The 23,450-nt window shown below is 62.2% G+C and carries 25 protein-coding genes; 12 read left to right on the top strand and 13 right to left on the bottom strand.

Going from position 1 to position 23,450, the window contains the following annotated elements:
• The first annotated feature begins 58 nt into the window (after positions 1-58).
• Positions 59-1,222: a 1-acyl-sn-glycerol-3-phosphate acyltransferase gene (locus KHO53_RS14420; protein WP_026001466.1), complete on the top strand. Its 1,164-nt coding sequence runs from the start codon at positions 59-61 to the stop codon at positions 1,220-1,222.
• Positions 1,223-1,318: 96 nt separating this feature from the next.
• Here KHO53_RS14420 and KHO53_RS14415 read toward each other — a convergent pair whose 3' ends face one another.
• Positions 1,319-1,579, bottom strand: a complete 261-nt coding sequence (locus KHO53_RS14415; RefSeq protein ID WP_036993845.1) for a hypothetical protein — start codon at positions 1,577-1,579, stop codon at positions 1,319-1,321.
• Positions 1,580-1,749: 170 nt separating this feature from the next.
• Here KHO53_RS14415 and KHO53_RS14410 point away from each other — a divergent pair, with 170 nt between their 5' ends.
• Positions 1,750-1,956: a hypothetical protein gene (locus KHO53_RS14410; RefSeq protein WP_010225766.1), complete on the top strand. Its 207-nt coding sequence runs from the start codon at positions 1,750-1,752 to the stop codon at positions 1,954-1,956.
• A gap of 63 nt (positions 1,957-2,019) precedes the next feature.
• Here KHO53_RS14410 and KHO53_RS14405 read toward each other — a convergent pair whose 3' ends face one another.
• Complete coding sequence (locus tag KHO53_RS14405; RefSeq protein WP_010225764.1) at positions 2,020-2,604, bottom strand: YajG family lipoprotein; 585 nt, start codon at positions 2,602-2,604, stop codon at positions 2,020-2,022.
• A 173-nt stretch (positions 2,605-2,777) separates the two neighbouring features.
• Between KHO53_RS14405 and KHO53_RS14400 the strand changes: the two genes are divergently transcribed.
• Together KHO53_RS14400 and mqo are read left to right on the top strand one after the other, a co-directional pair.
• Positions 2,778-3,011, top strand: a complete 234-nt coding sequence (locus KHO53_RS14400) for a hypothetical protein (protein WP_010225763.1) — start codon at positions 2,778-2,780, stop codon at positions 3,009-3,011.
• Positions 3,012-3,616: 605 nt separating this feature from the next.
• Positions 3,617-5,122 (top strand): malate dehydrogenase (quinone), encoded by a 1,506-nt coding sequence (gene mqo / locus KHO53_RS14395; protein ID WP_010225762.1) that lies wholly within the window; start codon positions 3,617-3,619, stop codon positions 5,120-5,122.
• A 52-nt stretch (positions 5,123-5,174) separates the two neighbouring features.
• On the opposite strand, the gene KHO53_RS14390 is transcribed toward mqo, so the two are convergent.
• The 3 genes from KHO53_RS14390 to KHO53_RS14380 form a co-directional block, all read right to left on the bottom strand.
• Positions 5,175-5,465, bottom strand: coding sequence for a PA4642 family protein (locus KHO53_RS14390; RefSeq protein ID WP_010225761.1), 291 nt, complete (start codon positions 5,463-5,465; stop codon positions 5,175-5,177).
• A gap of 70 nt (positions 5,466-5,535) precedes the next feature.
• Positions 5,536-6,003, bottom strand: coding sequence for a hypothetical protein (locus KHO53_RS14385; protein ID WP_010225760.1), 468 nt, complete (start codon positions 6,001-6,003; stop codon positions 5,536-5,538).
• 120 nt (positions 6,004-6,123) lie between these two features.
• Positions 6,124-6,681, bottom strand: a complete 558-nt coding sequence (locus tag KHO53_RS14380; RefSeq protein ID WP_010225758.1) for a hypoxanthine-guanine phosphoribosyltransferase — start codon at positions 6,679-6,681, stop codon at positions 6,124-6,126.
• A gap of 164 nt (positions 6,682-6,845) precedes the next feature.
• On the opposite strand from KHO53_RS14380, the gene upp reads away from it, so the two are divergent.
• Together upp and KHO53_RS14370 are read left to right on the top strand one after the other, a co-directional pair.
• The gene (gene upp, locus KHO53_RS14375; protein WP_010225757.1) at positions 6,846-7,484 is read left to right on the top strand and encodes a uracil phosphoribosyltransferase; all 639 of its coding nucleotides are present in this window, start codon (positions 6,846-6,848) and stop codon (positions 7,482-7,484) included.
• A gap of 2 nt (positions 7,485-7,486) precedes the next feature.
• Complete coding sequence (locus tag KHO53_RS14370) at positions 7,487-8,761, top strand: uracil-xanthine permease family protein (RefSeq protein WP_010225756.1); 1,275 nt, start codon at positions 7,487-7,489, stop codon at positions 8,759-8,761.
• A 109-nt stretch (positions 8,762-8,870) separates the two neighbouring features.
• On the opposite strand, the gene hemH is transcribed toward KHO53_RS14370, so the two are convergent.
• Both hemH and KHO53_RS14360 read right to left on the bottom strand, forming a co-directional pair.
• Entirely contained in the window at positions 8,871-9,884 is a 1,014-nt protein-coding gene (gene hemH / locus KHO53_RS14365) for a ferrochelatase (RefSeq protein WP_010225754.1), read from the bottom strand.
• 13 nt (positions 9,885-9,897) lie between these two features.
• Positions 9,898-10,803, bottom strand: a complete 906-nt coding sequence (locus KHO53_RS14360) for a TIGR01777 family oxidoreductase (RefSeq protein ID WP_010225752.1) — start codon at positions 10,801-10,803, stop codon at positions 9,898-9,900.
• A gap of 186 nt (positions 10,804-10,989) precedes the next feature.
• Between KHO53_RS14360 and KHO53_RS14355 the strand changes: the two genes are divergently transcribed.
• From KHO53_RS14355 to KHO53_RS14335, 5 genes are all read left to right on the top strand, one after another.
• Positions 10,990-11,976: an NAD(P)/FAD-dependent oxidoreductase gene (locus KHO53_RS14355; protein WP_010225750.1), complete on the top strand. Its 987-nt coding sequence runs from the start codon at positions 10,990-10,992 to the stop codon at positions 11,974-11,976.
• 149 nt (positions 11,977-12,125) lie between these two features.
• Positions 12,126-13,094, top strand: coding sequence for a YbgA family protein (locus KHO53_RS14350; RefSeq protein WP_010225748.1), 969 nt, complete (start codon positions 12,126-12,128; stop codon positions 13,092-13,094).
• Positions 13,084-14,007, top strand: coding sequence for a MerR family transcriptional regulator (locus KHO53_RS14345; protein WP_036993832.1), 924 nt, complete (start codon positions 13,084-13,086; stop codon positions 14,005-14,007). Before KHO53_RS14350 ends, KHO53_RS14345 begins: the two co-directional genes overlap by 11 nt.
• On the top strand, positions 13,998-15,440 hold the full coding sequence (gene phrB / locus KHO53_RS14340) for a deoxyribodipyrimidine photo-lyase (RefSeq protein WP_100781934.1): 1,443 nt from the start codon (positions 13,998-14,000) through the stop codon (positions 15,438-15,440). Before KHO53_RS14345 ends, phrB begins: the two co-directional genes overlap by 10 nt.
• On the top strand, positions 15,437-16,159 hold the full coding sequence (locus KHO53_RS14335; protein ID WP_232531797.1) for an SDR family NAD(P)-dependent oxidoreductase: 723 nt from the start codon (positions 15,437-15,439) through the stop codon (positions 16,157-16,159). The genes phrB and KHO53_RS14335 overlap by 4 nt, the downstream gene beginning before the upstream one ends.
• Before the next feature lie 24 nt (positions 16,160-16,183).
• Here the strand turns inward: KHO53_RS14335 and KHO53_RS14330 are convergent, their stop codons facing one another.
• From KHO53_RS14330 to hemA, 6 genes are all read right to left on the bottom strand, one after another.
• Complete coding sequence (locus tag KHO53_RS14330; RefSeq protein WP_036993825.1) at positions 16,184-16,702, bottom strand: acyloxyacyl hydrolase; 519 nt, start codon at positions 16,700-16,702, stop codon at positions 16,184-16,186.
• A gap of 116 nt (positions 16,703-16,818) precedes the next feature.
• Complete coding sequence (murI, locus tag KHO53_RS14325) at positions 16,819-17,619, bottom strand: glutamate racemase (protein WP_036993824.1); 801 nt, start codon at positions 17,617-17,619, stop codon at positions 16,819-16,821.
• Positions 17,612-18,367 carry a molybdopterin-synthase adenylyltransferase MoeB gene (locus tag KHO53_RS14320; protein WP_010225739.1) on the bottom strand — a complete coding sequence of 252 codons (756 nt, stop codon included), beginning with the start codon at positions 18,365-18,367 and terminating at the stop codon, positions 17,612-17,614. The genes murI and KHO53_RS14320 overlap by 8 nt, the downstream gene beginning before the upstream one ends.
• Positions 18,361-19,191, bottom strand: a complete 831-nt coding sequence (prmC, locus tag KHO53_RS14315) for a peptide chain release factor N(5)-glutamine methyltransferase (protein ID WP_010225738.1) — start codon at positions 19,189-19,191, stop codon at positions 18,361-18,363. Before prmC ends, KHO53_RS14320 begins: the two co-directional genes overlap by 7 nt.
• The gene (gene prfA / locus KHO53_RS14310; RefSeq protein ID WP_010225737.1) at positions 19,192-20,274 is read right to left on the bottom strand and encodes a peptide chain release factor 1; all 1,083 of its coding nucleotides are present in this window, start codon (positions 20,272-20,274) and stop codon (positions 19,192-19,194) included.
• On the bottom strand, positions 20,271-21,548 hold the full coding sequence (gene hemA / locus KHO53_RS14305) for a glutamyl-tRNA reductase (RefSeq protein WP_036993821.1): 1,278 nt from the start codon (positions 21,546-21,548) through the stop codon (positions 20,271-20,273). Before hemA ends, prfA begins: the two co-directional genes overlap by 4 nt.
• A 176-nt stretch (positions 21,549-21,724) precedes the next feature.
• Here hemA and KHO53_RS14300 point away from each other — a divergent pair, with 176 nt between their 5' ends.
• Positions 21,725-23,449: a tetratricopeptide repeat protein gene (locus KHO53_RS14300; RefSeq protein WP_010225734.1), complete on the top strand. Its 1,725-nt coding sequence runs from the start codon at positions 21,725-21,727 to the stop codon at positions 23,447-23,449.
• The last annotated feature ends 1 nt before the right edge of the window (position 23,450 follow it).

Here is a 23,450-nt window from a genome sequence, read left to right as displayed (position 1 = left end):
CCGTTTTTCAGACCCCGGCCCTACCTATTACCCTAGCCGTTTCCAACAAGAGAGCATGATGGGCGAATTCGATGCCATCCGACCGTACGACGACGCTGAAGTCCCTGCCGTTCTGGCACGGCTGCTCAGCGACCCGGCATTCCTCGATATCCTCACCCACTTCCGCTTCCCGCGCATGGCCGGAGCCTTCGGCTGGCTGCTCAAGCCGTTGATCGCCCGACGCCTGCGCAAAGAGTTTGCCGGGGTCAGCTGCGTCTCGACGCTGCAGGACAAGGTCGAATACTACGTCGACCACACCATCGAGCGGGCAACCGACGGCGTGACCTATACCGGTGTAGAGCAGCTCAAGGCCGGTACCGCCTACCTGTTCCTGGCCAACCATCGCGATATCGTCATGGACCCGGCGTTCGTCAACTATGCCGTCTACCACGCCGGCCTGCCTACCCCGCGCATTGCCATTGGCGACAACCTGCTGCAAAAGCCGTTCGTCAGCGACATGATGCGCCTGAACAAGAGCTTTATCGTGCACCGCTCGATCACCGGCCGCCGGGAAAAGCTTGCCGCTTACCAGTTGCTGTCGGCCTACATCAACCATTCGATCCGCAATGACTGCCAGTCGATCTGGATCGCCCAGGCCGAAGGCCGGGCCAAGGATGGTGATGACCGGACCGATTCGGCGATCCTGAAAATGTTCCACATGAGCCGCAAGGACGAGCCGTTCGGCGCAGTGATCCAGTCGCTGAACCTGAGCCCGGTGTCGATCAGTTACGAGTACGACCCGTGCGATCAGGCCAAGGCCCGCGAGCTGTACATCCGCGCCACCACCGGCACCTACAGCAAGGCGCCAGGTGAAGATGACGTCAGCATTGCCCAGGGCATCACCGGCTACAAAGGCCGCGTACACATCAACTTTGCCCCGCCGGTGAGCGAGTTCGTCGAGGACACCAAGCAACTGGCAGCCGAGATCGACCGGCAGATTCTGGCCGGTTACCGGTTGTTCCCGGTGCACTATCTGGCGTATGCGCAGTGGACCGATGCCGACCCGACGCTGGCAGTACCGGTGGCGGCCAAGGTGTTTCCGGCCGATGAACTGGCCCGCGCCCAGGCCGAATGGCAGCGCCGCCTGGACGCTTGCCCGGCCGAGCATCGGCCGTTCCTGGTGCAGCAGTATGCGACGCCGGTACGCAATCAGTACCGGGTCAAGGCGGGGTTGGCGCTTTAGGTCGCACCGCGTCGCCTGCATCGCTGGCAAGCCAGCGCCCACAGGAACACTCTGTGGGAGCCGGCTTGCCAGCGATGGGCTGCGAAGCAGCCCCGATCACACCCAGGTACTGAACCAGGACAGCAACAAGGCCAGCGCCAGGAAGGCGAAACCGAGGATGTAGTAAAAACGGTTGATGCGCAGGCTCATGCCATCGACCACCGCCTCATCGGCGGCCATGCCCGCCAGGGTTTGCGCCGCGCGACGCCGGGCGCTGTGCAGCAGCAGGCCGCCCGGGCAGGTCAGCAGCAGGGCCAGCAGGTTGATCAGCTTGGCCGGATGGGCGGCAAACAGCCCCCAGATCACTTGCAACGACATCGCAAAACCTCAAAAAGAAGTACATCGATACTTTCGACACGGCGGGCATTCTACCCAAGCGCCGCGCCCGTGCCTGCCCTTTGCGACCAACGACGATTAATTCGCAGCGTCACACGCTCGTCATCTGGACACGCCACTCTATCGGCCGTCGCCACCCACCGGAGCTTGTCATGCTGCACGCCGAAAACCAGGACCGTCTTTACCTGATCGCCCAGAGCGACGAGCAGCAGGCGCTGATCGACGGCCTGGCGTTCAACGTCCAGGACCGCCAATGGCTGGTGTACTGCGCCCTGGGCGGACATGCCCATGATGATCTGCCCGAAGTCGACGGTCCTACCGGCATCAGCGTACTGGATTTCTACGTCGAAGCCGCCTGAGCGTCCAGAAACGCAAAAGCCCGATGCCTACCCTGCAGGCATCGGGCTTTTTACTGTCTGGGCTTACTCGCCGAGGATCTGGCCGACGGCCTGGTCCTTGAACAGACGGGTCAGGGCGTCGCTCAGCACATCACCCACCAGCTTGGTGTTGGTTTCCTGGTTCGGCGCCATGCCGAAACGCTGGTCGAGCGAGGCGCCGTAACGGCCGCTGTAGCGACGGTTGGCGTTGGCCACGTCAGCCTTGAAAGTCGCACCGATGGTGGCTTCGGTCACGTACATGCCTTCTTTTGGCGACTGGTACTTGAGCTCGGTCAGGGTCACGGTCAGTTGCGGCGCGTTGTAGGCATTCGGCGTCGGCGTGAAGCCCAGCAGCCGCACAGCAGCTTCGGCCTGGGCCTGCAGTTTTGGCAGGATATCGTTGCTGGTCACCGTGATGGCACTGGTTTCCGGGTACAGGCCGCCACGGGTGCCCAGGGTTTGCGAGGCACGGCCATCGACCACCTTGACCACCACCGGCTGGCCATGACCGACCGGCGCCAGCTGAGCGGTGAGTTTCGGTTGCGGGCTGAGTTGTTGCGGGCTGTGGGCACAACCGGCCAGGGTCAGACTGGTCACCGCGATCAAACCGAACAACAAACGTTGCAACATGCTCATCTCTCCAGAATAGGCAGCAAAGGCCGCCAGTATAACCAGCACAAGGCAGCCCAGCTATCGGCGTGCCATTAGTGAGTAAGACAGGCCGCAGCGGCCACGGTTCGCTGTCACAATCGTTTCATCACTGCCCGGTTATCCTTGCCTCAAATCTTCACAGGGATACCGCCATGCCCTCGCTCCTGGCCCTGCTGTTCAAACGCAATCCACAACGCTGCTTTGCCCGCCTCGACGCCCAGGGCCATTGCCAGGCCTTCAAGCAGTGCGCGCAGGCCCCCGCGACCAGCGGCTGGGTGGAAATCAACGAAATTCGCCTGGCCTGGCTCAACCGTCCACTGCCCGCCAACGCCCGTGTTTCAAAGCGTGTCAGCGGAAACTGGCTGCAACGCACCCTCGCCGCCTGAGTTTTGCCTCAATAAAAGTCGCTAATAAAGAGTTTTTCTGCCCGCGACATCGCTATAATCTCCCCCCGATTATAAGGACGTCTCCTGATCGGGCCTCGCAGTACCGCCAATGCACAGCATTGCGCATCCCCCCCACCGCCCACAGAGAGCCTTCCACACAGGTCTTGCACCAGCCAGTGTGCCTGCGTCATTCGGCCCTCTGCCCTGCCTGAACCTGCCGGGTCTGCCATCGCGCAGTCCATTTTGAGGTTCACGTCTCCAAAAGAGCGTGAAAAAACGGGTTTTCACAACTTCACGAGAGTGTGGCGAGCAATGAACAGTCTGGCATGTGCAAAAGCACCTAAAGTGTCCCGAACAGCCCTGAACAGCTGGCAACAGCGCTCATTTGCAATGGGTGCCTGAAACCGGTCCATAACGCACGACGGATACCTTGACCATAAGTCGAATTGCCGCACCGGCTGTAAAATGCGTTCATAGGCAACGCAAAGCCCGGTTGGTGGTGTCCGCTGAAGTTGCAAGAACTGCGAAGAATCGGACATGGCGATCCTGGCAAGCCAGGGATCCTATGCTGTCAATTTGGTGCTGAAGATTTTGGAGACGCGTTAATGGCGCAGAACGAAGCAGTCGATGTAGTACTGGTAGGGGCAGGCATCATGAGTGCCACCCTGGCCGTACTGCTCAAGGAACTCGACCCGGCGATCAAGCTGGAAGTCGTCGAGTTGATGGATTCGGGTGCCGCGGAAAGTTCCAACCCGTGGAACAACGCCGGGACCGGCCATGCCGGGCTGTGTGAACTGAACTACACGCCACAGGCCGCCGACGGCAGCATCGATATCAAGAAAGCGGTGCATATCAACACCCAGTTCGAGGTTTCCCGGCAGTTCTGGGCTTACCTGAGCAAAAAAGGCGCGTTCAGCTCGCCACGGGCGTTCATCAACCCCGTGCCGCACCTGAGCTACGTCGAAGGCGAAAAGGGCATCAGCTTCCTCAAGAAACGTTTCGAGCTGCTCAAGCAGCACCATGCCTTCGCCGAGATGGAATACACCGAAGACAAGGCGGTGATGAACGAGTGGATGCCGCTGATGATGCCGGGTCGCCCCGCCGACCAGCAGATCGCCGCCACCCGCGTCATGAAAGGCACCGACGTCAACTTCGGCGCGCTGACCAACAAGCTGCTCAAGCACCTGGCCAACGCGCCCCAGGCGCAGGTCAAGTACTGCAAGAAGGTCACCGGCCTGCGCCGTAACGGCAGCGGCTGGACCGTCAGCATCAAGGACGTCAACAGCGGCAGCAGCCGTGAAGTCGACGCCCGCTTCGTGTTCCTCGGCGCCGGTGGCGCGGCCCTGCCGCTGCTGCAACTGTCGGGTATCGAGGAGAGCAAGGGCTTTGGCGGTTTCCCGGTCAGCGGCCAGTGGCTGCGTTGCGACAACCCTGAAGTGGTCAAGCACCACCAGGCCAAGGTCTACAGCCAGGCCGCGGTCGGTTCGCCACCCATGTCGGTACCGCACCTGGATACCCGCGTAGTTGACGGCAAGACCTCGCTGCTGTTCGGCCCGTATGCCGGCTTCACCACCAAGTTCCTCAAGCACGGCTCGTTCCTCGACCTGCCGCTGTCGGTACGCATGGGCAACATTGGCCCGATGCTGGCCGTGGCCCGCGACAACATGGACCTGACCAAGTACCTGGTCAGCGAAGTGATGCAGTCGATGGAGCAGCGCCTGGAGTCCCTGCGCCGCTTCTACCCCGAAGCCAAGGCCGAGGACTGGCGCCTGGAAGTGGCTGGCCAACGCGTGCAGATCATCAAGAAAGACCCGAAAAAAGGCGGCATCCTGCAGTTCGGTACCGAACTGGTTGCAGCCAAGGACGGCTCCCTGGCCGCCCTGCTCGGTGCTTCGCCAGGTGCTTCGGTGACCGTGTCGATCATGCTGGAACTGATCGAGCGCTGCTTCCCCGAGCAAGCCAAAGGCGCCTGGGCTGCCAAGCTCAAGGAAATTTTCCCGGCCCGGGAAAAGGTCCTGGCCACCGACGCTGCCCTGTACCACAAGATCAGTGCGTACAACGACGAGGCCCTGGGCCTGGTCGAGAACAGCCCGGCGCAGAGCTACGCGTAACTTGCCGGCATAAAAAAACGCCCTTCGGGGCGTTTTTTTATGGGCGCTGTTTTCAGCTGCGGGCCTTGTCGATGATCTCGATGTAGTCGGCGGCGTTACGCTGATCCTTGATGATCTCGACAAAAGTCTGGCCGTGCTCGTCCTTGCCGTCCAGGTCAAAGCCAGCCTCGACGAAGAAGCCGACATAGCGCTCGAAGTCATCGATGCGCAGGCCGCGGTAGCCCTTGATCAGCTTGTGCAGCGACGGCGAAGTGACGTTATCAGCCGGCTCGTACTGGAGGAACGACTTGACGTAGTCGTCGCTGATCTCATCACCAATCACTTGCTTCTTGTCTTTACGCATTGCCGACTCCAACTGAACCATCACGGACATTTTCACGGGTCGGCAGTTTACCCCCGGGCAGCGCCGGCACTCAACGCGCGCGTACGCTACCGGTGTGCAGATCGGCCCAGATGTGACCATTGGGGTAGCTGAGGAACTGCACATAGACCGTATCGTTGCGCAGCAGATCGAGCATGACCCGGTACTGGGCCAGCGGGTAGTTCAGCGTCAGAGTCTTGCTCTTGTCATCGAACACCGGCTTTTTCAGGCTTTTGCTTTCGGCATCGAAGCTGATCAACACCTGGCTGATGGTCGCGCCCTTGCTCAGCGGCTTGCCTTTGAGGCGCAGGATCAACGGTGAGGTCACCGGGATAGGCTGCTGGTTGGACTGGCGCTGGTTGCCGACCACTACGGAGTAGCTGGTGACCTGCAGCAGCTGCTGTGACTCAGCAGCTTCCTTGCGCAGCCCAAGATCATCGGGCGGCAGGAACTGGCTATGCAGGGGCGCTGCGGCCAGCGGCATGCTCAGCAGGAACAACAGGGGGAAGATCGCACGCATGTCAGGCTCCTTGGGGGCAGCCTGGCACTCTAGCATGGGCCGATGATCGCGGGGCAAGCCGCTCTCACAGGTTATGTGAGAGCGGCGCTGCGGCGCCTCGGCTTGCCCCGCGATTGGAAGTCAGAGTCCTTTAACCGCGTAGATACCGTTGGCGTTACGCCAGTAACCTTTGTAGTCCATACCATAACCGAACACGTAGCGGTCGACGCAGCTCAAGCCGCAGAAGTCGGCCTTGAGGTCGGCGCTGGCCTTGCGATCATGGTCCTTGTCGATCAGTACGGCAGTATGCACGGCACGGGCACCGGCGTGCTTGCAGAAGTCGATAATAGCGCTAAGGGTATGACCTTCATCAAGGATGTCGTCGATGATCAGCACATCACGATCAATGAACGAAACTTCCGGCTTGGCCTTCCAGAACAGGTCGCCGCCGCTGGTCTGGTTGCGGTAGCGGGTGGCGTGCAAGTAGGACGATTCCAGCGGGAACTGCAGATGAGTCAACAGCTTGCCGGCGAAGATCAGGCCGCCGTTCATCACGCAGAACACTACCGGGTTGCTATCGGCCAGCACTTCGGTGATCTGCGCGCCCACGCGGGCGATGGCTGCCTCGACTTCGGCTTCGGTGTGCAGGCAGTCAGCCTCGCGCATGACTTGACGGATGTGCTCGAGATCGGCGGACATGGCGCTCTCCAAGGGGCGGCAATTGAGAAAAGCGGGCAAAGGTACGCATCCCGTCGCATCAGATCAAGCATTTCTGGACTAACGTCCAGTAAGTCTGAGGACATGCATGGCTGAATAGATTAATCTAGCGCGGTTTTTTTGCCCGCCCCCCGGAGCCTTTCCCTATGCCTACCCGTGAGATCCGTCACCCGCTGATCCGCCACAAGCTCGGCCTGATGCGTCGCGCCGACATCAGCACCAAGAATTTTCGCGAGCTCGCCCAGGAAGTCGGTACGCTCCTGACCTACGAAGCCACCAAAGACCTGCCCCTGGAAAGCTATGAAATCGATGGCTGGTGCGGCAAGGTCCAGGTCGAGAAAATCGCTGGCAAGAAAATCACTGTAGTACCGATCCTGCGTGCCGGCATCGGCATGCTCGATGGCGTGCTCAGCCTGATTCCGGGCGCCAAGGTCAGCGCCGTTGGCGTGGCCCGCAACGAGGAAACCCTCGAAGCGCACACCTACCTGGAAAAACTCGCCCCGGAAATCAACGAACGCCTGGCCCTGATTATCGACCCGATGCTGGCCACCGGCGGCTCGATGGTCGCCACCATCGACCTGCTGAAGAAAGCCGGGTGCAAGGACATCCGCGCCATGGTCCTGGTCGCCGCGCCCGAAGGCATCGCCGTGGTGGAAAAAGCCCACCCGGACGTGCAGATCTACACCGCCTCGATCGACCAGCGCCTGAACGAACACGGTTACATCATCCCTGGCCTGGGCGATGCCGGTGACAAGATTTTCGGCACCAAGCAGAAGGACGCCTGAACATGCAGGATGAGTTCAACGACCCGCTCTGGCGCCAGGTCGTCTCTGGCGCGCAGATGCTCTTCGTCGCCTTCGGCGCGCTGGTACTGATGCCGCTGATTACCGGCCTTGACCCCAACGTCGCGCTGTTCACGGCGGGTCTGGGAACTCTGCTGTTTCAGGTGGTTACCGGTCGCCAGGTGCCGGTGTTCCTGGCTTCGAGCTTCGCGTTCATTACCCCGATCATCCTTGCCAAGGGCCAGTTCGGCCTGGCCGAGACCATGGGCGGGGTAATGGCAGCAGGTTTCGTCTACACCTTCCTCGGCCTTGCGGTAAAAATCAAAGGCACCGGCTTTATCGACCGCTTGCTGCCGCCGGTAGTGATTGGCCCGGTGATCATCTCCATCGGCCTGGCAATGGCGCCGATTGCCGCCAACATGGCCATGGGCAAGGCCGGTGACGGCACCGAGCTGCTGCCCTACAGCACCGCGATGATGATCTCCATGCCGGCACTGCTGACCACCCTGATCGTTGCCGTGTTCGGCAAAGGCATCTTCCGCCTGGTGCCGATCATCGCCGGCGTGCTGGTGGGCTTTGGCCTGTCGTTCTACTTTGGCGTGGTCGACACCGCCAAGATCGCCGCCGCGCCATGGCTGGCGCTGCCGCACTTCACCGCACCTGCGTTCAACTGGCAGGCGATCCTGTTCATCGTACCGGTGGCCCTGGCGCCGGCGATCGAGCACATCGGCGGCGTGATTGCCGTTGGCAGCGTGACCGGCCGCGATTACCTGAAAAAGCCCGGCTTGCACCGCACCCTGCTCGGGGACGGCATCGCCACCACCACTGCCGGCCTGTTCGGCGGGCCACCCAACACCACCTATGCCGAAGTGACCGGCGCGGTGATGCTGACCAAGAACTACAACCCGAAGATCATGACCTGGGCGGCAATCTTTGCCATCACCCTGGCCTTCATCGGCAAGTTCGGCGCGCTGCTGCAGAGCATTCCGGTACCGGTAATGGGCGGCATTCTCTGCCTGCTGTTCGGCTCGATCGCGGCGGTAGGCATGAACACCATGATCCGCCACAAGATCGACCTCAGCGAGGCGCGCAACCTGGTGATCGTTTCGGTGACCCTGGTGTTCGGAATCGGTGGCGTGCTGATCGGTAGCGGCACCGGCCCCGATGACTGGGGCCTGAAGGGCATCGCCCTGTGCGCGGTGGTGGCTATTGCCCTGAACCTGCTGCTGCCGGGTAACGACAGCTGGAAGAACAAGGCGCTGGACGATCAGTTGCCTTGATCTGAATGCCAGTCAGGGCCGCTGCGCGGCCCATCGCCGGCAACGCCGGCTCCCACAATGGCAATGCATGCCATTTGTGTGGGAGCTGGCTTTGCCAGCGATGAGGCCCTCAAGCCTCTTCGCACATCCCCTTCAAGGCCTGTACCCACTGCGGGTGATCATTCAGGCACGGCACCAGCACCAGCTCTTCGCCGCCCGCCTCGACAAACTGCTCGCGCCCACGATCACCGATCTCCTCCAGCGTCTCGATGCAGTCGGCGACAAACGCCGGACACATCACCAGCAGCTTTTTCACCCCAGACTTGCCCAGTTCGTCCAGCCGCGTTTCGGTATAGGGCTCGATCCACTTCGCCCGCCCCAGCCGCGACTGAAACGACACCGACCACTTGCCGTCGGCGATACCCATCTTCTGCGCAAAGGCCTGGGCGGTGCGCAGGCACTGGCCGCGGTAACAGACCGCAAGCATCTCGGGCGAAGCATCGCGACAGCAATCAGCGTCCTGGAAACAATGGTTGCCGGTCGGATCGAGTTTTTTCAGGTGCCGCTCGGGCAGCCCATGAAAACTCAACAACAGGTGATCGTAATCCTGCTGCAGATAAGGCTGTGCACTGGCCACCAGGGCATCGATGTACTCGGGTTTGTCGTAGAACGGCTGCAGAATCGCCATCTCGATCGGCAGCTTCTGCTCGGCAATTACCTGTTTAGCCTGCTCGACAACCGTGGTCACGGTGCTGTCGGCAAATTGTGGATAAAGCGGTGCGAGGGTGACGTTCTTCACCCCCTGGGCTGCCAGGCGCGCCAGCACCGTCGGCAGCGAAGGCTCGCCGTAGCGCATGGCGATTTCCACCGGGCCGTGTGTCCATTGCTCGCGCATGGCTGCCTGCAGGCGGCGGGTCAGCACCACCAGTGGCGAACCCTCGTCCCACCAGATCGAGGCATAGGCATGGGCCGACTGCTCCGGGCGCTTGATCAGGATCAGCGACACCAGCAGGCGCCGCACCGGCCACGGCAGGTCGATGACATAAGGGTCCATCAGAAACTGATTGAGGTACCGGCGCACGTCGGCGACAGAAGTGGAGGCCGGTGAACCCAGGTTGACCAGCAGCAAAGCGTGATCGGTCATGCAACGTCCTATTTCAGAGGCGGCTGGACAGTTCGTCCAGGGCCGATTGCAGATCATTGAAGCGGAAGGTAAAACCGGCCGCCAGCAAACGTACCGGCCGCGCCCGTTGCCCACCCAGCAGCAGGGTCGACAGCTCGCCAAGCCCGGCCTTGAGCACCAGCGCCGGCAACGGCATCAACGCCGGGCGGTGCAAGGCCCGGCCCAGACGCTTGGCGAACTCGCGGTTGCGCACCGGCTCCGGGGCGCAGGCATTATAAGGACCGCTGGCATCCTTGTGCTGCAAGAGAAAATCAATCAGGGCGATCTGGTCATGTATATGAATCCACGGCATCCACTGCCGACCATCGCCGATAGGCCCGCCCAGCCCCAGTTTGAACGGCAGGCGCAGGCGCGACAAAAAGCCGCCCTCGCTCGATAGCACCAGACCGGTACGCACCAGTACCACCCGAATACCCAAGGCCTGGGCTGTCATTGCGGTTTCTTCCCAAGCGATGCACAACTGGCTGGCGAAATCCTCCTTGACCGGCTGTGAAGCCTCGGTCAATTCACGCTCGCCGCCATCGCCGTACCAACCGACCGCCGATCCGGAAATCAGCACCTGCGGACGTTGCTGGCGCGCCTCAAGCCAGGCTATCAACTGTTCAGTCAGGGTGATTCTGCTTGCCCACAATAGCGCGCGGCGCCCGGAGCTCCAGGGGCGGTCGGCGATCGGCGCACCGGCCAGATTGATCACCGCATCCAGGGTGTCGTCATTGCTCAGGTCTTCAAGCCGGGCAATGCCGCGCACACCGGCACCACACAGCCTGCCCACCTGTTCAGGGCGGCGACTCCAGACCGTCAACCGATGCCCCTGGGCCAGCCAGTGCTGACACAGCTGTTGGCCGATCAACCCGGTACCGCCGGTCAGCAATATATGCATGGCTGTGTCCTCACATGGCGCGCCAGTGGTCTATTTTTAACAACAAGGCACTTTTTTGACCGATCGCTCTCGGATAAACATAGGCCAACCTGTGGTAACGAGCGGAATCATCTTATACATGATCCATGCATTGTACAGGTTAGCCGGGCAGCATAGTCTGCAACCCTAAGGTTCGAAGAGGCCATCATGACTGTACCTATTGCCATCATCGGGGCCGGTATTGCCGGCCTGTCCGCGGCCCAGGCGTTGCAAAAGGCCGGGCAGACCGTTCATTTATTCGACAAAGGCCACGGTAGCGGCGGACGCATGGCCAGCAAGCGTAGCGATGCCGGTGCCCTTGATCTCGGCGCCCAGTACTTCACCGCCCGCGACCGGCGCTTTGTCGACCAGCTCCAGCAATGGGTGGCCGCTGGCTGGGCGGCCGAATGGAAGCCGCAGCTCTACCACTATCAGGACGGCGTGCTCAGCCCCTCGCCCGACGAACAGACGCGCTGGGTCGGCGTGCCGCGCATGAGTGCAATCACCCGCGGCCTGCTCAAGGACGTCACGGTGAATTTCAGCTGCCGCATCGCCGAGGTCTATCGCGGCCAGAAATACTGGCATTTGCAGGACACAGACGGCTGCAGCCATGGCCCCTTCAGCCGGGTAGTGGTCGCTGTACCGGCGCCCCAGGCCACCCAGTTGCTCAGTGCTGCCCCCAAGCTCGCCGCCACCGCTGCGGGTGTACAAATGGACCCGACCTGGGCCATCGCCCTGGCCTTCGACACCCCGCTCGACACCCCGATGCAGGGGTGTTTCGTCCAGGACAGCGCCCTCGACTGGCTGGCACGCAACCGCAGCAAACCCGGGCGCGACGAACATATGGATACCTGGGTGCTGCATGCCACCTCCAGCTGGAGCAAGCAACACATCGACCTGCCCAAGGAGGCCGTGATCGAGCAACTGTGGGGCAGCTTTGCCGAACTGGTCGGCTGCGTGGTCCCTGCCCCGAATTTCTCCCTCGCCCATCGCTGGCTGTATGCACGCCCCTCCAGCAACCATGAGTGGGGCGCATTGGCCGACGCCGACCTGGGCCTGTATGCCTGTGGCGACTGGTGCCTGTCCGGCCGCGTCGAAGGGGCCTGGCTCAGTGGCCAGGAAGCGGCTCGGCGCTTGCTGGAACACCTGGAGTAAATCAGCGGAGCTACCCTCGTTCAGCCCCGCCGCCGTTCAAGACCCTGCTGAAAAGCTGTACAAGAAAATTGACTTGCATAGGTTTATCTCTATGATGAGATTTACCTGTACAAGATTTTATTTCTGTACAACTAATACAGGATCTATTCATGGACGCGTGCGACCTGCCGTGCAAACCTAGAATTGCCGTCAGCGCCTGCCTGGTCGGCCAGGAGGTTCGCTTCAACGGCGGCCACAAGGCATCACGACTGTGCAACGAGGTCCTGAGCAAACATTTCGATTTTGTTCCGATATGCCCGGAAGTGGCCATTGGCCTGGGCGTGCCTCGCCCGGCCATCCGCCTGGTGGGCGACCCCGCCGACCCGCAGGCGGTGTGCAGCCGCGATCCAGGGCTGGACCTGTCCGGCCCGTTGCGCGCCTATGGTCAGCAAATGGCCAATGACCTCAATGACATTTGCGGCTACATCTTCATGCACAAATCACCGTCCTGCGGGTTGCAGCGGGTCAAGGTGTATCAGGCCAATGGCTACCCCGCAGTAGAAGGTGGCCGCGGGCTGTTCGCCGCCGCGTTCTGTCAACAGCGCCCCGACCTGCCGGTGGAAGAAGACGGCAGGCTGTGTGATCCAGTGCTGCGGGAGAACTTCATCACCCGGGTCTACGCCTATGCCGACTGGCAGCAATTGCTCGCCGCAGGGGTCAGCCGCGGGGCCCTGATTGCGTTCCACGCCCGCTACAAGTACCAGTTGATGGCCCACAATCCGCAGCAGTACAAAACCCTGGGCAAGCTGTTGGGCAGCATGACCCGTGACGACGATCCAGCAGCACTCGCTGCGCGCTACTTCAGCCAGCTGATGCAGGCCCTGAGCCGCTGCGCCAGCCGTGGTACCCACAGCAATGTGCTGCTGCACCTGAGCGGTTACCTGCGCAACGCCCTGAGCGGCAACGACAGACAGGAAATCCAGCAGCTGATCGCCCAGTACCACGCCGGCGAAGTACCGCTGGTAGTGCCGCTGACGCTGCTCAAGCATCACCTGCGCAATCACCCCGACCCGTACCTGCTGCAGCAGGTCTACCTGCAGCCACACCCGCAAAGCCTGAGCCTGCGTAATGCCATCTGAAGCGCTGCTGCCGATCCGTGAAGTGACGCGCCTGACCGGCGTCAACCCGGTCACCCTGCGCGCCTGGGAGCGGCGCTACGGGTTGATCGTGCCGCAACGCACTGGCAAGGGGCATCGCCTTTACAGTCAGGATGACGTCCAGTGCATCCGGCAGATCCTCACCTGGCTCAATTGTGGCGTTGCAGTGAGCCAGGTCAGATCCTTGCTGGAGGCTGCGCCCAGTGCAGCGCAAGCGCCGCCCGGCAGCGACTGGCAAACCTTGCGTGAGCAACTGACGGAAGCCATCGGCGCACTCGCCGAGCGCCGTCTTGAGCAACATCTGAACCAGGCCATGGCCCTGTACCCGCCAGCAACGCTGTGCCAACAGCTGTTGATGCCGCTGCTTGCCGACCTGGAACTGCGCTGGCAAAGCCAGTTCGCCGCACACCTTGAGCAAGTGTTCTTTCACTCCTGGCTGCGCAGCAAACTGGGCGCGCGGGTGTACCACAACAATCATCAGCTGGGCGGCGCCCCGCTGTTGCTGGTCAACGCCTCTGACCTGGCCTTCGACCCGCGGCTATGGCTGAGCGCCTGGCTGGCGAGCAATGCCGGCTACCCGGTGCAGGTCTTCGATTGGCAACTGCCGGGCAATGAGCTGCCCCTGGCCATTGCCCGCCTGCAACCCTGGGCGCTGCTGCTGAGCGTCGACAAAACGCTCGACCTGGCGCGCCTGCAGCGAAACCTGGCCAACATTGAAATTCCGAAACTCCTGTGTGGCCGCGCAGTCAGCATTCATAACCAAGCGCTGCAAACCTGGAGCGACGAGACGCTGTTTGCCCTCGACTCGCCCCAGGCGGCGCTTAACTGCCTGCAGCAACTCAGCGGACGCGCCCTGAACACCACCGACAACGGCCAAGGATTCCCATGCAACTGATCTGGCTGCGCAGCGACCTGCGCGTACTCGACAACACCGCACTGGCAGCGGCCTGCGAACGGGGCCCGAGCCTGGCAGTGTGGCTGCTGAGCCCCGGGCAGTGGCAAGCCCATGACGATGCCGCGTGCAAGGTCGACTTCTGGCTGCGCAACCTGCAAGGCCTGAGCACAGCATTGGCGCAGTTGAACATTCCGTTACTGATCCGTCGCGCCGATACCTGGCAGCAGGTACCCGAGGCCCTGCTGCAACTGTGTCAGGAACATCGGGTACAGGCCGTGCATTTCAACGACGAATATGGCGTCAACGAAAGCACCCGCGACCAGGCTGTGCGCTGCACCCTGGAACAGCAAGGCATTGCCGCTCACGCCTACCTCGACCAATTGCTGTTCAAGCCCGGTAGCATCCTGACCCGCAGCGGTGGCTACTTCCAGGTCTTCAGTCAGTTCCGCAAAGTCTGTTACGAGCGTTTGCACCTAGGGCTGCCGCACCAGGTCAAAGCGCCCAAGGCGCAAGCACCGACGGGTGTGGCAAGCGACCCGGTGCCGGCTGAAGCTGCCGGCTTCCCTCTCCCCGCACAGCCTTTACGCGAACTTTGGCCTGCGGGTGAAGAAGAAGCCCGGCGCCGCCTGCGACGCTTCACCGACGAATGTGCCGAGGACTATCAGAAGCAGCGCGATTTTCCCGCCGTCGCCGGTACCAGCCAACTGTCGGCTTACCTGGCGGCCGGGGTGATTTCGCCACGCCAATGTCTGCACGCGGCGTTGAGCAACAACTTCGGCGAGTTCGACAGCGGTAACCAGGGCCTGCTGACCTGGATCAACGAGCTGCTCTGGCGCGAGTTCTACAAGCACATTCTGGTGGGCTACCCGCGCGTATCCAAACACCGCGCCTTTCGCGCGGAAACCGAAGCCCTGCCCTGGCGTCACGCGCCGGATGAGCTCAAGGCCTGGCAGCAGGGGCAAACCGGGATCCCGATCATCGACGCCGCCATGCGCCAATTGCTCGCCACTGGCTGGATGCACAACCGCCTGCGCATGGTTGTCGCCATGTTCCTGACCAAGAACCTGCTGATCGACTGGCGCGAAGGCGAACGCTTTTTCATGCGTCACCTGATCGACGGTGACCTGGCCGCCAATAATGGTGGTTGGCAGTGGAGTGCCTCGACCGGCACCGACGCAGCGCCCTATTTTCGCATCTTCAATCCCCTGAGCCAGTCTCTGCGTTTCGACCGCGCCGGCCACTTCATTCGACAGTGGCTCCCTGAACTGGCTAGCCTGGATGAAAAAAATATCCACAATCCCGTGCCTGCTGACGATCTTTTTGCTACTAATCTTTATCCACAACCTATTGTGGACCTCGGTAGCAGTCGCCAACGTGCGTTGAATGCATTCAAGAATTTACCCACGCGGCAGGAAGAGAGGGCAGTAACGTGATCGAACCCATCGCGCGCAAGGTGTGGGTCACCGGTGCAGGCTCCGGCCTGGGTCTGGCGTTGGTGCAACAACTGCTTGCACAGGGCTGGAAAGTCGCCGCCAGCGGGCGGGCATCAACCGAACTACAGGGGCTGTCGCAACTGAACCCGCAGCAGTTGTTACTGCTCGATGGCAACTTGACCGATGCCGCCCAGGCGGCGCAGGCCAGCCAGCGACTCCAGGCGCAGTGGGGTGCCCTTGATTGCCTGCTGGTCAATGCCGGAACCTGCGATTATCTCGACGCGAGTATCCCGCCGACGGCAATTTTCGAAGCGATCGCCAGCAGCAACCTGAGCGCTTCGGTCCACTGCCTGCACAATGCGCTGCCACTGCTGGAGAACGGCCAGTCGCCGCAGATCATGGCAGTGCTCAGTCGCTATTCAGCGCTGCAGCTCTACGAACCAAGTCAGCCGGCAACACCGGACAACAGCCTGGCAGAAGTGTTTCGCAGCGAGTGCCAGCACTTGGCAAGCAAAGGTATCGACCTGACCCTGGTCGCGCCCCAGACCCTGAAAGTGCCGCTGGTGGCGACGCAGGTCATGCCGCAAGAGTGGACTGCAGAAAGTGCCGCCGATGTGTTGCTCCAGCGGCTACCTGAGCGGGCCCCGGAGTTGCTGCTCGAAGCCCTGAATCTCAACAGCCTCTGGCCATTGCCCGAACAACCTTCAAGCCCTGTGTAAAACCCAGGGCTGTCGTTGCAGAGGTCAGAGCGGCATACGATAGTGCAGCGAGTAACTTTCCACACCGTCGTTGGGCATCTTCAGCCCGGCATTGGAATAGTGGATCGCGCGTACACCTACTTCATGTCCGCCGGCAAAACGCAGGCCGAAGCCGATACGGTCTTCGAACTGGAAGGAGGAGCCGAGTTCATTACTCTCAAGTTCGGTACTGGAAAACGCTGCCACACCGATGCCGGCTTCGATGTAGGGTTTAACCGACTCACCGGCGAACTCGTAAACGAACACGGGTGAGAACGACAGGCTGTGGTTGCTGGCGGTTTCATCGCCATCCCAATAGGTGTAGGCACCATCCCAATAACCGGTAATGCGCCCTACGCTAGTTTGCCACCAACTGGCATCCCAGTTCGATTGCAGGCCCAGCCGATAGGTCATGGTCGAATCGCCGGTCTGCCCGACCGACAACGATACGTCCGCTGCTTGAGTGGTAAAAGATTGCCCCAGGGTAACGGCTGCAAGCGCAGCCAAACAAAGCAGTTTCTTCATGAGAAACATCCTTTTTCCTAATGCTGTTGTTGGTTTCTCTGTCTCACCAGACAATAAAATAAAAATCGGCGGCGTTGCGTTAGCTCAGTCAATGTTGAGTGCTTTTCACACTCTTTTTACATCGTGAAGCTTCGCACACTGTCAGATTTATTCCACAACATTGGAAGGATCTTTCGCAAATGTTCGGGGCTGGCACTGGTCCAGAATTGCGCGTCCTGTGCCGGTCCCGCGGCTAGCAAGTGACGCTCGCCAAGCAGGCGCTGCAATTGGCGGGCAACCGCAGCGCCGGTATCGATAATTGCCACCGAGGCCGGGACCATTTCCGCCAGCAGAGGCTTGAGGAAGGGGTAATGGGTGCAGCCCAGGATCAGCGTGTCGCAGCCAGCGTCGAGCAAGGGATTTACATAGCCTTGCAGCAGTTCGCGCACCACCGGGCTGTTCAGGTCGCCAGCTTCGATGCACTCCACCAGGCCAGGGCAAGGCTGGGTAACAACCTGCACATCGTTGGCAAAACGATCGAGCAAGGCGACGAACTTGGCGCTTTGCAGGGTGCCGGTGGTGGCCAGCACACCGACCACGCCACTACGGGTAGCGGCAGCCGCAGGCTTTACCGCTGGCTCCATCCCCACCAGTGGCCACTGCGGATACTGTTCGCGCAAATCAGCCACCGCGGCCACCGTCGCCGTGTTACAGGCCAGGACCATGGCCTTGGCACCCTGCTCACGGAAGAACTCAGCGACGATGCGACAGCGCTGGCGAATGAATGCCGGCGACTTCTCACCATAGGGGATGTGCCCGCAATCGCCGACATACAGCAGCGACTCATTGGGCAACAGGCGCTGGATCTCGGCCAGTACCGACAGGCCGCCAACACCGGAATCGAAGACGCCGACCGGCGCCGCCGCGCCGTCAGCCATGATCCTTGCCACAGACGCTGCAGCCCGGGTCGCGCTTGACCCGCAGCTCACGGAAACGGCTGCCCAGGGCATCGATCAGCAACAAGCGCCCTACCAGCGGTTCGCCAAACCCGGCCAGCAGCTTCAGTGCCTCAAGCGCTTGCAGGCTGCCGACCAGACCGACCAACGGGCCGAGTACACCGGCTTCACTGCAGGTCAGCTCGGCTTCGCTGCCATGGCCGTACAGGCAGTGGTAGCACGGGCTTTCAGGGCGGCGTGGGTCGAACACCGACAACTGCCCTTCCAGGCGAATCGCCGCGCCGCTGACCAATGGCTTGCCCAGGGCCACGCAGGCGGCATTGACCGCTTCGCGGGTGGCAAAGTTGTCCGAGCAATCCAGTACCAGGTCCACCGCCTTAACCGCCTCGGCCAAGGAGTCTTCGTCCAGGGCGTGGCGATGGGCGAGCAACGTGATTTCCGGGTTGATCGCCGCGAGGCGTAGCAGTGCCGAATCGACTTTGCTCATGCCCACCGATGCGCTGTCGTGCATGACCTGGCGCTGCAGGTTGGTGACGTCCACCGTGTCGAAATCGGCCAGGTGCAGTTCGCCAACACCGGCAGCCGCCAGGTACAAGGCGACCGGCGAACCCAGGCCGCCCAGGCCGACAACCAGCGCCCGGCTGTTTTTCAGGCGCAGCTGACCGTCGATATCCACCTGCGCCAGGAGGATCTGCCGGCTGTAGCGCAACAGCTCCTGATCGGTCAGCACGACAGCCGGCCCAGGGTGATGCGCTCGTGGCCATTAAGGTCAAGGCGGCTTTCGATCTGTTCGAAATCATGCCGGGCCAGCAGCTCGCGCACGGCGGCGGCCTGATCGTAACCGTGCTCGAGCAGCAGCCAGCCGCCGGGCAGCAGGTGCGCCGGCGCCTGACTGACGATGCTGCGCAGATCGTCCAGGCCATCGTCGCCGGAGACCAGCGCGCTGCTTGGCTCAAAGCGCACGTCACCGGCCACCAGGTGCGGGTCGGCAGCGGCAATGTACGGCGGGTTGCTGATGATCAGGTCATAGCGCTCGCCGCCCAGGGCATCGAACCAGTGGCTGCTGCGCACCGTCACGTTGTTCAGTTGCAGGCGCTGGCGGTTACGCTCGGCCAGGGCCACGGCTTCCAGCACCCGGTCAACCGCAGTGACCTGCCACTGCGGGCGCTCACTGGCCAGGGCCAGGGCAATCGCGCCGGTACCGGTGCCCAGGTCGAGCAGCTTGACCGCACTTGCCGGCAGCAACTGCAGAGCGGTTTCGACCAGCAGCTCGGTTTCCGGCCGTGGGATCAGGGTGTGCGGCGCCACCTCCAGGTCGAGGTTCCAGAACCCCTGCTGACCGAGGATATAGGCGACCGGTTCACCGGCGCGCCGACGCTGCAGGTAATCGGCAAAGGTCAGCGCCGCTTCGCTGCTGACAATCCGCTCCGGCCAGGTGTGCAGGTAGCTGCGCGACTTGCCGATGGCCGCAGCCAACAGCAGTTCGATATCCAGACGCGCCGTCGGCGAATCCGGCAGCTCCGCGCCGCGGAGCAAGCTGGCAATAATCGTCATTTACTCACCCAGTGCAGCCAGTTGGTCAGCCTGATACTCGGCCAGCAATGGCTCGATGACCGCATCCACCCCACCGGCCAGCACATCATCCAGGGAATACAGGGTCAGGTTGATGCGGTGATCGGTTACCCGCCCCTGTGGATAGTTGTAGGTACGAATCCGTTCGGAGCGGTCGCCGGAGCCAACCAGCAGCTTGCGCTCGCTGGCCATGGCATTCTGCGCCGCGCTGGTCTGGATGTCGTTGAGCTTGGCCGACAGCCAGGACATCGCCCGGGCGCGGTTCTTGTGCTGGGAACGTTCTTCCTGGCACTCGACGACGATGCCGGTGGGCAAGTGGGTGATGCGGATCGCCGAGTCGGTCTTGTTGATGTGCTGACCACCGGCACCGGAGGCGCGGTAGGTATCGACGCGCAGGTCCGCCGGGTTGATCTCGATCGCCACCTGCTCGTCCGGCTCGGGCAGCACCGCCACGGTGCAGGCCGAGGTGTGGATACGGCCCTGGGATTCGGTTTCCGGTACGCGCTGGACGCGGTGGGCACCGGACTCGAACTTCAGCTTGCCATAGACGCTGTCGCCTTCGACCCGGGCGATGATCTCCTTGTAACCGCCATGCTCGCCTTCGTTCTCCGAGAGAATTTCCAGGCGCCAGCCGCGCTTTTCAGCGTAGCGCGAGTACATGCGGAACAGGTCGCCGGAGAAGATCGCCGCTTCGTCACCGCCGGTACCGGCGCGGATTTCCAGGAACACATTGCGCCCGTCGTTGGGGTCCTTGGGCAACAGCATGCGCTGCAGCTGGTTTTCCAGGACAGCCAGTTGCTCCTTGGCCTCGCGAACTTCTTCCACCGCCATTTCGCGCAGGTCCGGATCGCTGTCCTTGAGCAGCGCCTGGGCACCGGCCAGGTCATCCTGAACCTTGCGCCACTGGGCGTAGGCAACGGCGACCGGCTCGACTTCGGCGTATTCACGGGAATAGGCGCGAAAGCGAGTCTGGTCGGAAATGACCTCGGCATCGCCCAGCAGGGCGGTCAGTTCCTCGAAGCGGTCCTGGAGCGTGTCCAGTTTATTCAGCAGCGACGCTTTCATTGCGGGGTTTTATCCGTCGAACCCTCGGAGAGGGCAAAGAGTTCCTGGGCCATGGCCAGCGCATCGAGGCGGCCTTCGGCAGAGAGCTTTTTCAGCTGCACGCTGGGCGCATGCAGCAGTTTGTTGGTCAGGCCACGGGCCAGTTGCACCAGCACGTCATCGGCGCTGGCGCCATTGGCCAGCAGGCGCTGGGCCTTTTGCAGCTCCTCGTCGCGCAGGCGTTCGCTCTGCTGACGGTAAGCCTTGAGTACATCCACCGCAGCCAGCTCGCGCAGGCGCAGCATGAAATCTTCGGCGCCCACCGAAACCAGCTCTTCGGCGGCCTGGGCAGCACCCTGGCGGCTCTTGAGGTTTTCGGCGACCACCTCGTGCAGGTCATCGACGGTGTACAGGTACACATCGTCCAGCTCGCCAACCTGCGGTTCGATATCCCGCGGCACGGCGATGTCGACCATGAAGATCGGCTTGTGCCGGCGCTGCTTCAGGGCGCTTTCCACCGCACCCTTGCCGAGGATCGGCAATTGGCTGGCGGTGGAACTGATGACGATATCGCTGTTGACCAGCTCCTGGGGAATGTCGGCCAGCAATACCGCATGGGCGCCGAACTGTTCGGCCAGGGTGCTGGCGCGCTCCAGGGTCCGGTTGGCGACGACAATGCGCCGTACGCCCTGCTCGTGCAGGTGACGGGCCACCAGGGTAATGGTTTCACCGGCGCCGATCAGCAGTGCCTGGCTACGGCCCAGGTCGCTGAAGATCTGCTTGGCCAGGCTGACGGCGGCGAAGGCCACCGACACCGGGTTTTCGCCGATGGCGGTATCGGTACGCACCTGCTTGGCGGCGCTGAAGGTGGCCTGGAACAGGCGCCCGAGCAGCGGGCCGATGGTGCCGGCTTCGCGGGCCACGGCATAGGCCGACTTCATCTGCCCGAGGATCTGCGGCTCGCCCAGCACCAGCGAATCGAGCCCGGAGGCTACCCGCATCATGTGCCGCACAGCATCGTGATCTTCATGGATGTAGGCGCTGGCGCGCAGTTCATCCAGGCTCAGCTGATGATATTCGGCCAGCCAGCGCAGAATACTCTCTGCGCCCAGGTGGTCCTGCTCTATATAAAGCTCGCTGCGGTTGCAGGTCGAAAGGATCGCGGCTTCGCGGCTGGCGGTCAGTCGGCAGAGCTGCTGCAAGGCGTCCACCAGCTGCTCAGGGGTAAACGCCACGCGCTCGCGTACGTCTACCGAGGCAGTCTTATGGTTGATACCGAGGGCAAGAAAGGCCATGCAAGGTCGCTGATTGTGACGAGAAGCCGATAATTGTCCTACTTCGCAAGGCGCAGAACAACCACTGCTCGCTATTGTCTCTATAGTCTACCTCTACCGAGACCTTCGCTTATGGGTTTGCCCCGGCGCTTGTGTCATGATGATCCGACCGCTGGTAAGCCGCCCAAATCCCGATTATGAATAGATCCTACGCGTTGCTCCTTGCCCTTGCCTTGCTCCAGGGCTGCCAGACCCTGGCTCCGCATTCACCGGATGCCAAGTCGCCTGCAGAGGCTGCCCCGGTGCAACCGGCCAAGCCCACCGTCTACGGGTCGTTCAGCCAGGACACCGTCTACAGCCTGCTGGCCGCCGAACTTGCCGGCCAGCGCGACCGCTTCGACATCGCCCTGGACAACTACGTCAGCCAGGCGATCAAGACCCAGGACCCAGGCATCTCCGAGCGCGCCTACCGCATCGCCGAATACCTGGGTGCCGACCAGGCTGCCCTGGACACCGCACTGATCTGGGCAAAGAACGCCCCGGACAGCCTCGACGCCCAGCGTGCCGCCGCCATCCAGCTGGCCCGCGGCGGTCGCTATGACGAGTCCATGGCCCACATGGAAAAAGTCCTTCAGGGCCAGGGCGACACCCACTTCGACTTCCTCGCCCTGTCGGCCCTGGAAACCGACCAGGACACCCGCGAGGGCCTGCAAAAGAGTTTCGACCGCCTGCTGGTGAAATACCCCGACAACAGTCAGTTGGTGTTCGGCAAGGCGTTGCTGCTGCAACAGGACGGCAAGGCCCAGGCCGCCCTCGACCTGCTCGAAGCGCACCCGCCCGAAGACGGCGAGATCGCTCCGGTATTGTTGCGTGCCCGCCTGCTGCAGGGCTTGGACCGCGGCAAAGAGGCCCTGCCGCTGCTGCAAAAAACCATTCGCCAGTACCCGGACGACAAACGCTTGCGCCTGACCTATGCGCGCATGCTGGTCGAACAGGACCGCCTGGCCGATGCCAAGGCCGAGTTCGTCAGCCTGGTCCAGCAGTATCCGGATGACGACGAGCTGCGCTACTCGCTAGCCCTGATCAGCCTGGAAACCAAGGACTGGGACGAAGGCGCCGGCTACCTCGAAGAGCTGATCGCCCGCGACAGCCATGTCGATGCCGCACACCTGAACCTGGGCCGCATCCATGAAGAACGCAACGACCCCGAAAGCGCGCTGAACGAATACGCCCTGGTCGGCCCCGGCACCGACTACCTGCCGGCACAATTGCGCCAGGCCGATATCCTCATCGCCAACGGCCGTAGCGCCGAAGCTTCGCGGCGCCTGGCCGCAGCCCGGGAAAGCCAGCCCGATTACGCCATCCAGCTGTACCTGATCGAAGCCGAAGCCTTGGGCAACAACGACAAGGACGCCCAGGCCGAGCAGGTTCTGCAGCAGGCGATCAAGCAGTACCCGGACGACCTCAACCTGCTCTACACCCGGGCCATGCTGGCGGAAAAACGAAACGACCTGACCCAGATGGAAAAGGATCTGCGCAACATCATCAGCCGCGAGCCGGAAAATGCCATGGCCCTCAACGCCCTTGGCTACACCCTGGCTGACCGCACCAGCCGTTACGCCGAAGCCAAGGCGCTGATCGACAAGGCACACCAGATCACCCCGGAGGATCCGGCGGTGCTCGACAGCCTCGGCTGGGTCAACTACCGCATGGGCAACCTTGACGAAGCCGAGCGCCTGCTGCGCCAGGCCCTTGAGCGGTTCCCCGATCACGAAGTGGCCGCCCACCTGGGTGAAGTACTCTGGGCCAACGGCAAGCGCCGCGAAGCCCGCCAGGTCTGGGCCAAGGGCTTTGAAGCCCAGCCCGACAGCCCCATCCTGCGCAAGACCGTCCTGCGCCTGACCGGATCCGAGACTCTATAAG

It is taken from the genome of Pseudomonas sp. RC2C2 (genome assembly GCF_018390435.1).
Classification (GTDB): Bacteria; Pseudomonadota; Gammaproteobacteria; order Pseudomonadales; family Pseudomonadaceae; genus Aquipseudomonas; species Aquipseudomonas donghuensis.
The sequence above is the reverse complement of the archived record's forward strand: the minus strand, read 5'-3'. Positions and strand labels throughout refer to the sequence as shown.

What these genes read in the sequence shown, in the direction of transcription:
- KHO53_RS14415 (WP_036993845.1), bottom strand. Translation starts at nt 1,579, where the DNA reads ATGTCGTTGCAAGTGATCTGGGGGCTGTTTGCCGCCCATCCGGCCAAG.
- KHO53_RS14405 (WP_010225764.1), bottom strand. Translation starts at nt 2,604, where the DNA reads ATGTTGCAACGTTTGTTGTTCGGTTTGATCGCGGTGACCAGTCTGACC.
- KHO53_RS14355 (WP_010225750.1), top strand. Translation starts at nt 10,990, where the DNA reads ATGACTGTACCTATTGCCATCATCGGGGCCGGTATTGCCGGCCTGTCC.
- KHO53_RS14345 (WP_036993832.1), top strand. Translation starts at nt 13,084, where the DNA reads ATGCCATCTGAAGCGCTGCTGCCGATCCGTGAAGTGACGCGCCTGACC.
- hemA (WP_036993821.1), bottom strand. Translation starts at nt 21,548, where the DNA reads ATGGCCTTTCTTGCCCTCGGTATCAACCATAAGACTGCCTCGGTAGAC.
- KHO53_RS14370 (WP_010225756.1), top strand. Translation starts at nt 7,487, where the DNA reads ATGCAGGATGAGTTCAACGACCCGCTCTGGCGCCAGGTCGTCTCTGGC.
- upp (WP_010225757.1), top strand. Translation starts at nt 6,846, where the DNA reads ATGCCTACCCGTGAGATCCGTCACCCGCTGATCCGCCACAAGCTCGGC.
- KHO53_RS14300 (WP_010225734.1), top strand. Translation starts at nt 21,725, where the DNA reads ATGAATAGATCCTACGCGTTGCTCCTTGCCCTTGCCTTGCTCCAGGGC.
- KHO53_RS14380 (WP_010225758.1), bottom strand. Translation starts at nt 6,681, where the DNA reads ATGTCCGCCGATCTCGAGCACATCCGTCAAGTCATGCGCGAGGCTGAC.
- KHO53_RS14390 (WP_010225761.1), bottom strand. Translation starts at nt 5,465, where the DNA reads ATGCGTAAAGACAAGAAGCAAGTGATTGGTGATGAGATCAGCGACGAC.
- KHO53_RS14330 (WP_036993825.1), bottom strand. Translation starts at nt 16,702, where the DNA reads ATGAAGAAACTGCTTTGTTTGGCTGCGCTTGCAGCCGTTACCCTGGGG.
- prmC (WP_010225738.1), bottom strand. Translation starts at nt 19,191, where the DNA reads ATGACGATTATTGCCAGCTTGCTCCGCGGCGCGGAGCTGCCGGATTCG.
- KHO53_RS14350 (WP_010225748.1), top strand. Translation starts at nt 12,126, where the DNA reads ATGGACGCGTGCGACCTGCCGTGCAAACCTAGAATTGCCGTCAGCGCC.
- KHO53_RS14385 (WP_010225760.1), bottom strand. Translation starts at nt 6,003, where the DNA reads ATGCGTGCGATCTTCCCCCTGTTGTTCCTGCTGAGCATGCCGCTGGCC.
- KHO53_RS14400 (WP_010225763.1), top strand. Translation starts at nt 2,778, where the DNA reads ATGCCCTCGCTCCTGGCCCTGCTGTTCAAACGCAATCCACAACGCTGC.
- KHO53_RS14420 (WP_026001466.1), top strand. Translation starts at nt 59, where the DNA reads ATGGGCGAATTCGATGCCATCCGACCGTACGACGACGCTGAAGTCCCT.
- KHO53_RS14360 (WP_010225752.1), bottom strand. Translation starts at nt 10,803, where the DNA reads ATGCATATATTGCTGACCGGCGGTACCGGGTTGATCGGCCAACAGCTG.
- KHO53_RS14410 (WP_010225766.1), top strand. Translation starts at nt 1,750, where the DNA reads ATGCTGCACGCCGAAAACCAGGACCGTCTTTACCTGATCGCCCAGAGC.
- prfA (WP_010225737.1), bottom strand. Translation starts at nt 20,274, where the DNA reads ATGAAAGCGTCGCTGCTGAATAAACTGGACACGCTCCAGGACCGCTTC.
- hemH (WP_010225754.1), bottom strand. Translation starts at nt 9,884, where the DNA reads ATGACCGATCACGCTTTGCTGCTGGTCAACCTGGGTTCACCGGCCTCC.
- murI (WP_036993824.1), bottom strand. Translation starts at nt 17,619, where the DNA reads ATGGCTGACGGCGCGGCGGCGCCGGTCGGCGTCTTCGATTCCGGTGTT.
- mqo (WP_010225762.1), top strand. Translation starts at nt 3,617, where the DNA reads ATGGCGCAGAACGAAGCAGTCGATGTAGTACTGGTAGGGGCAGGCATC.
- phrB (WP_100781934.1), top strand. Translation starts at nt 13,998, where the DNA reads ATGCAACTGATCTGGCTGCGCAGCGACCTGCGCGTACTCGACAACACC.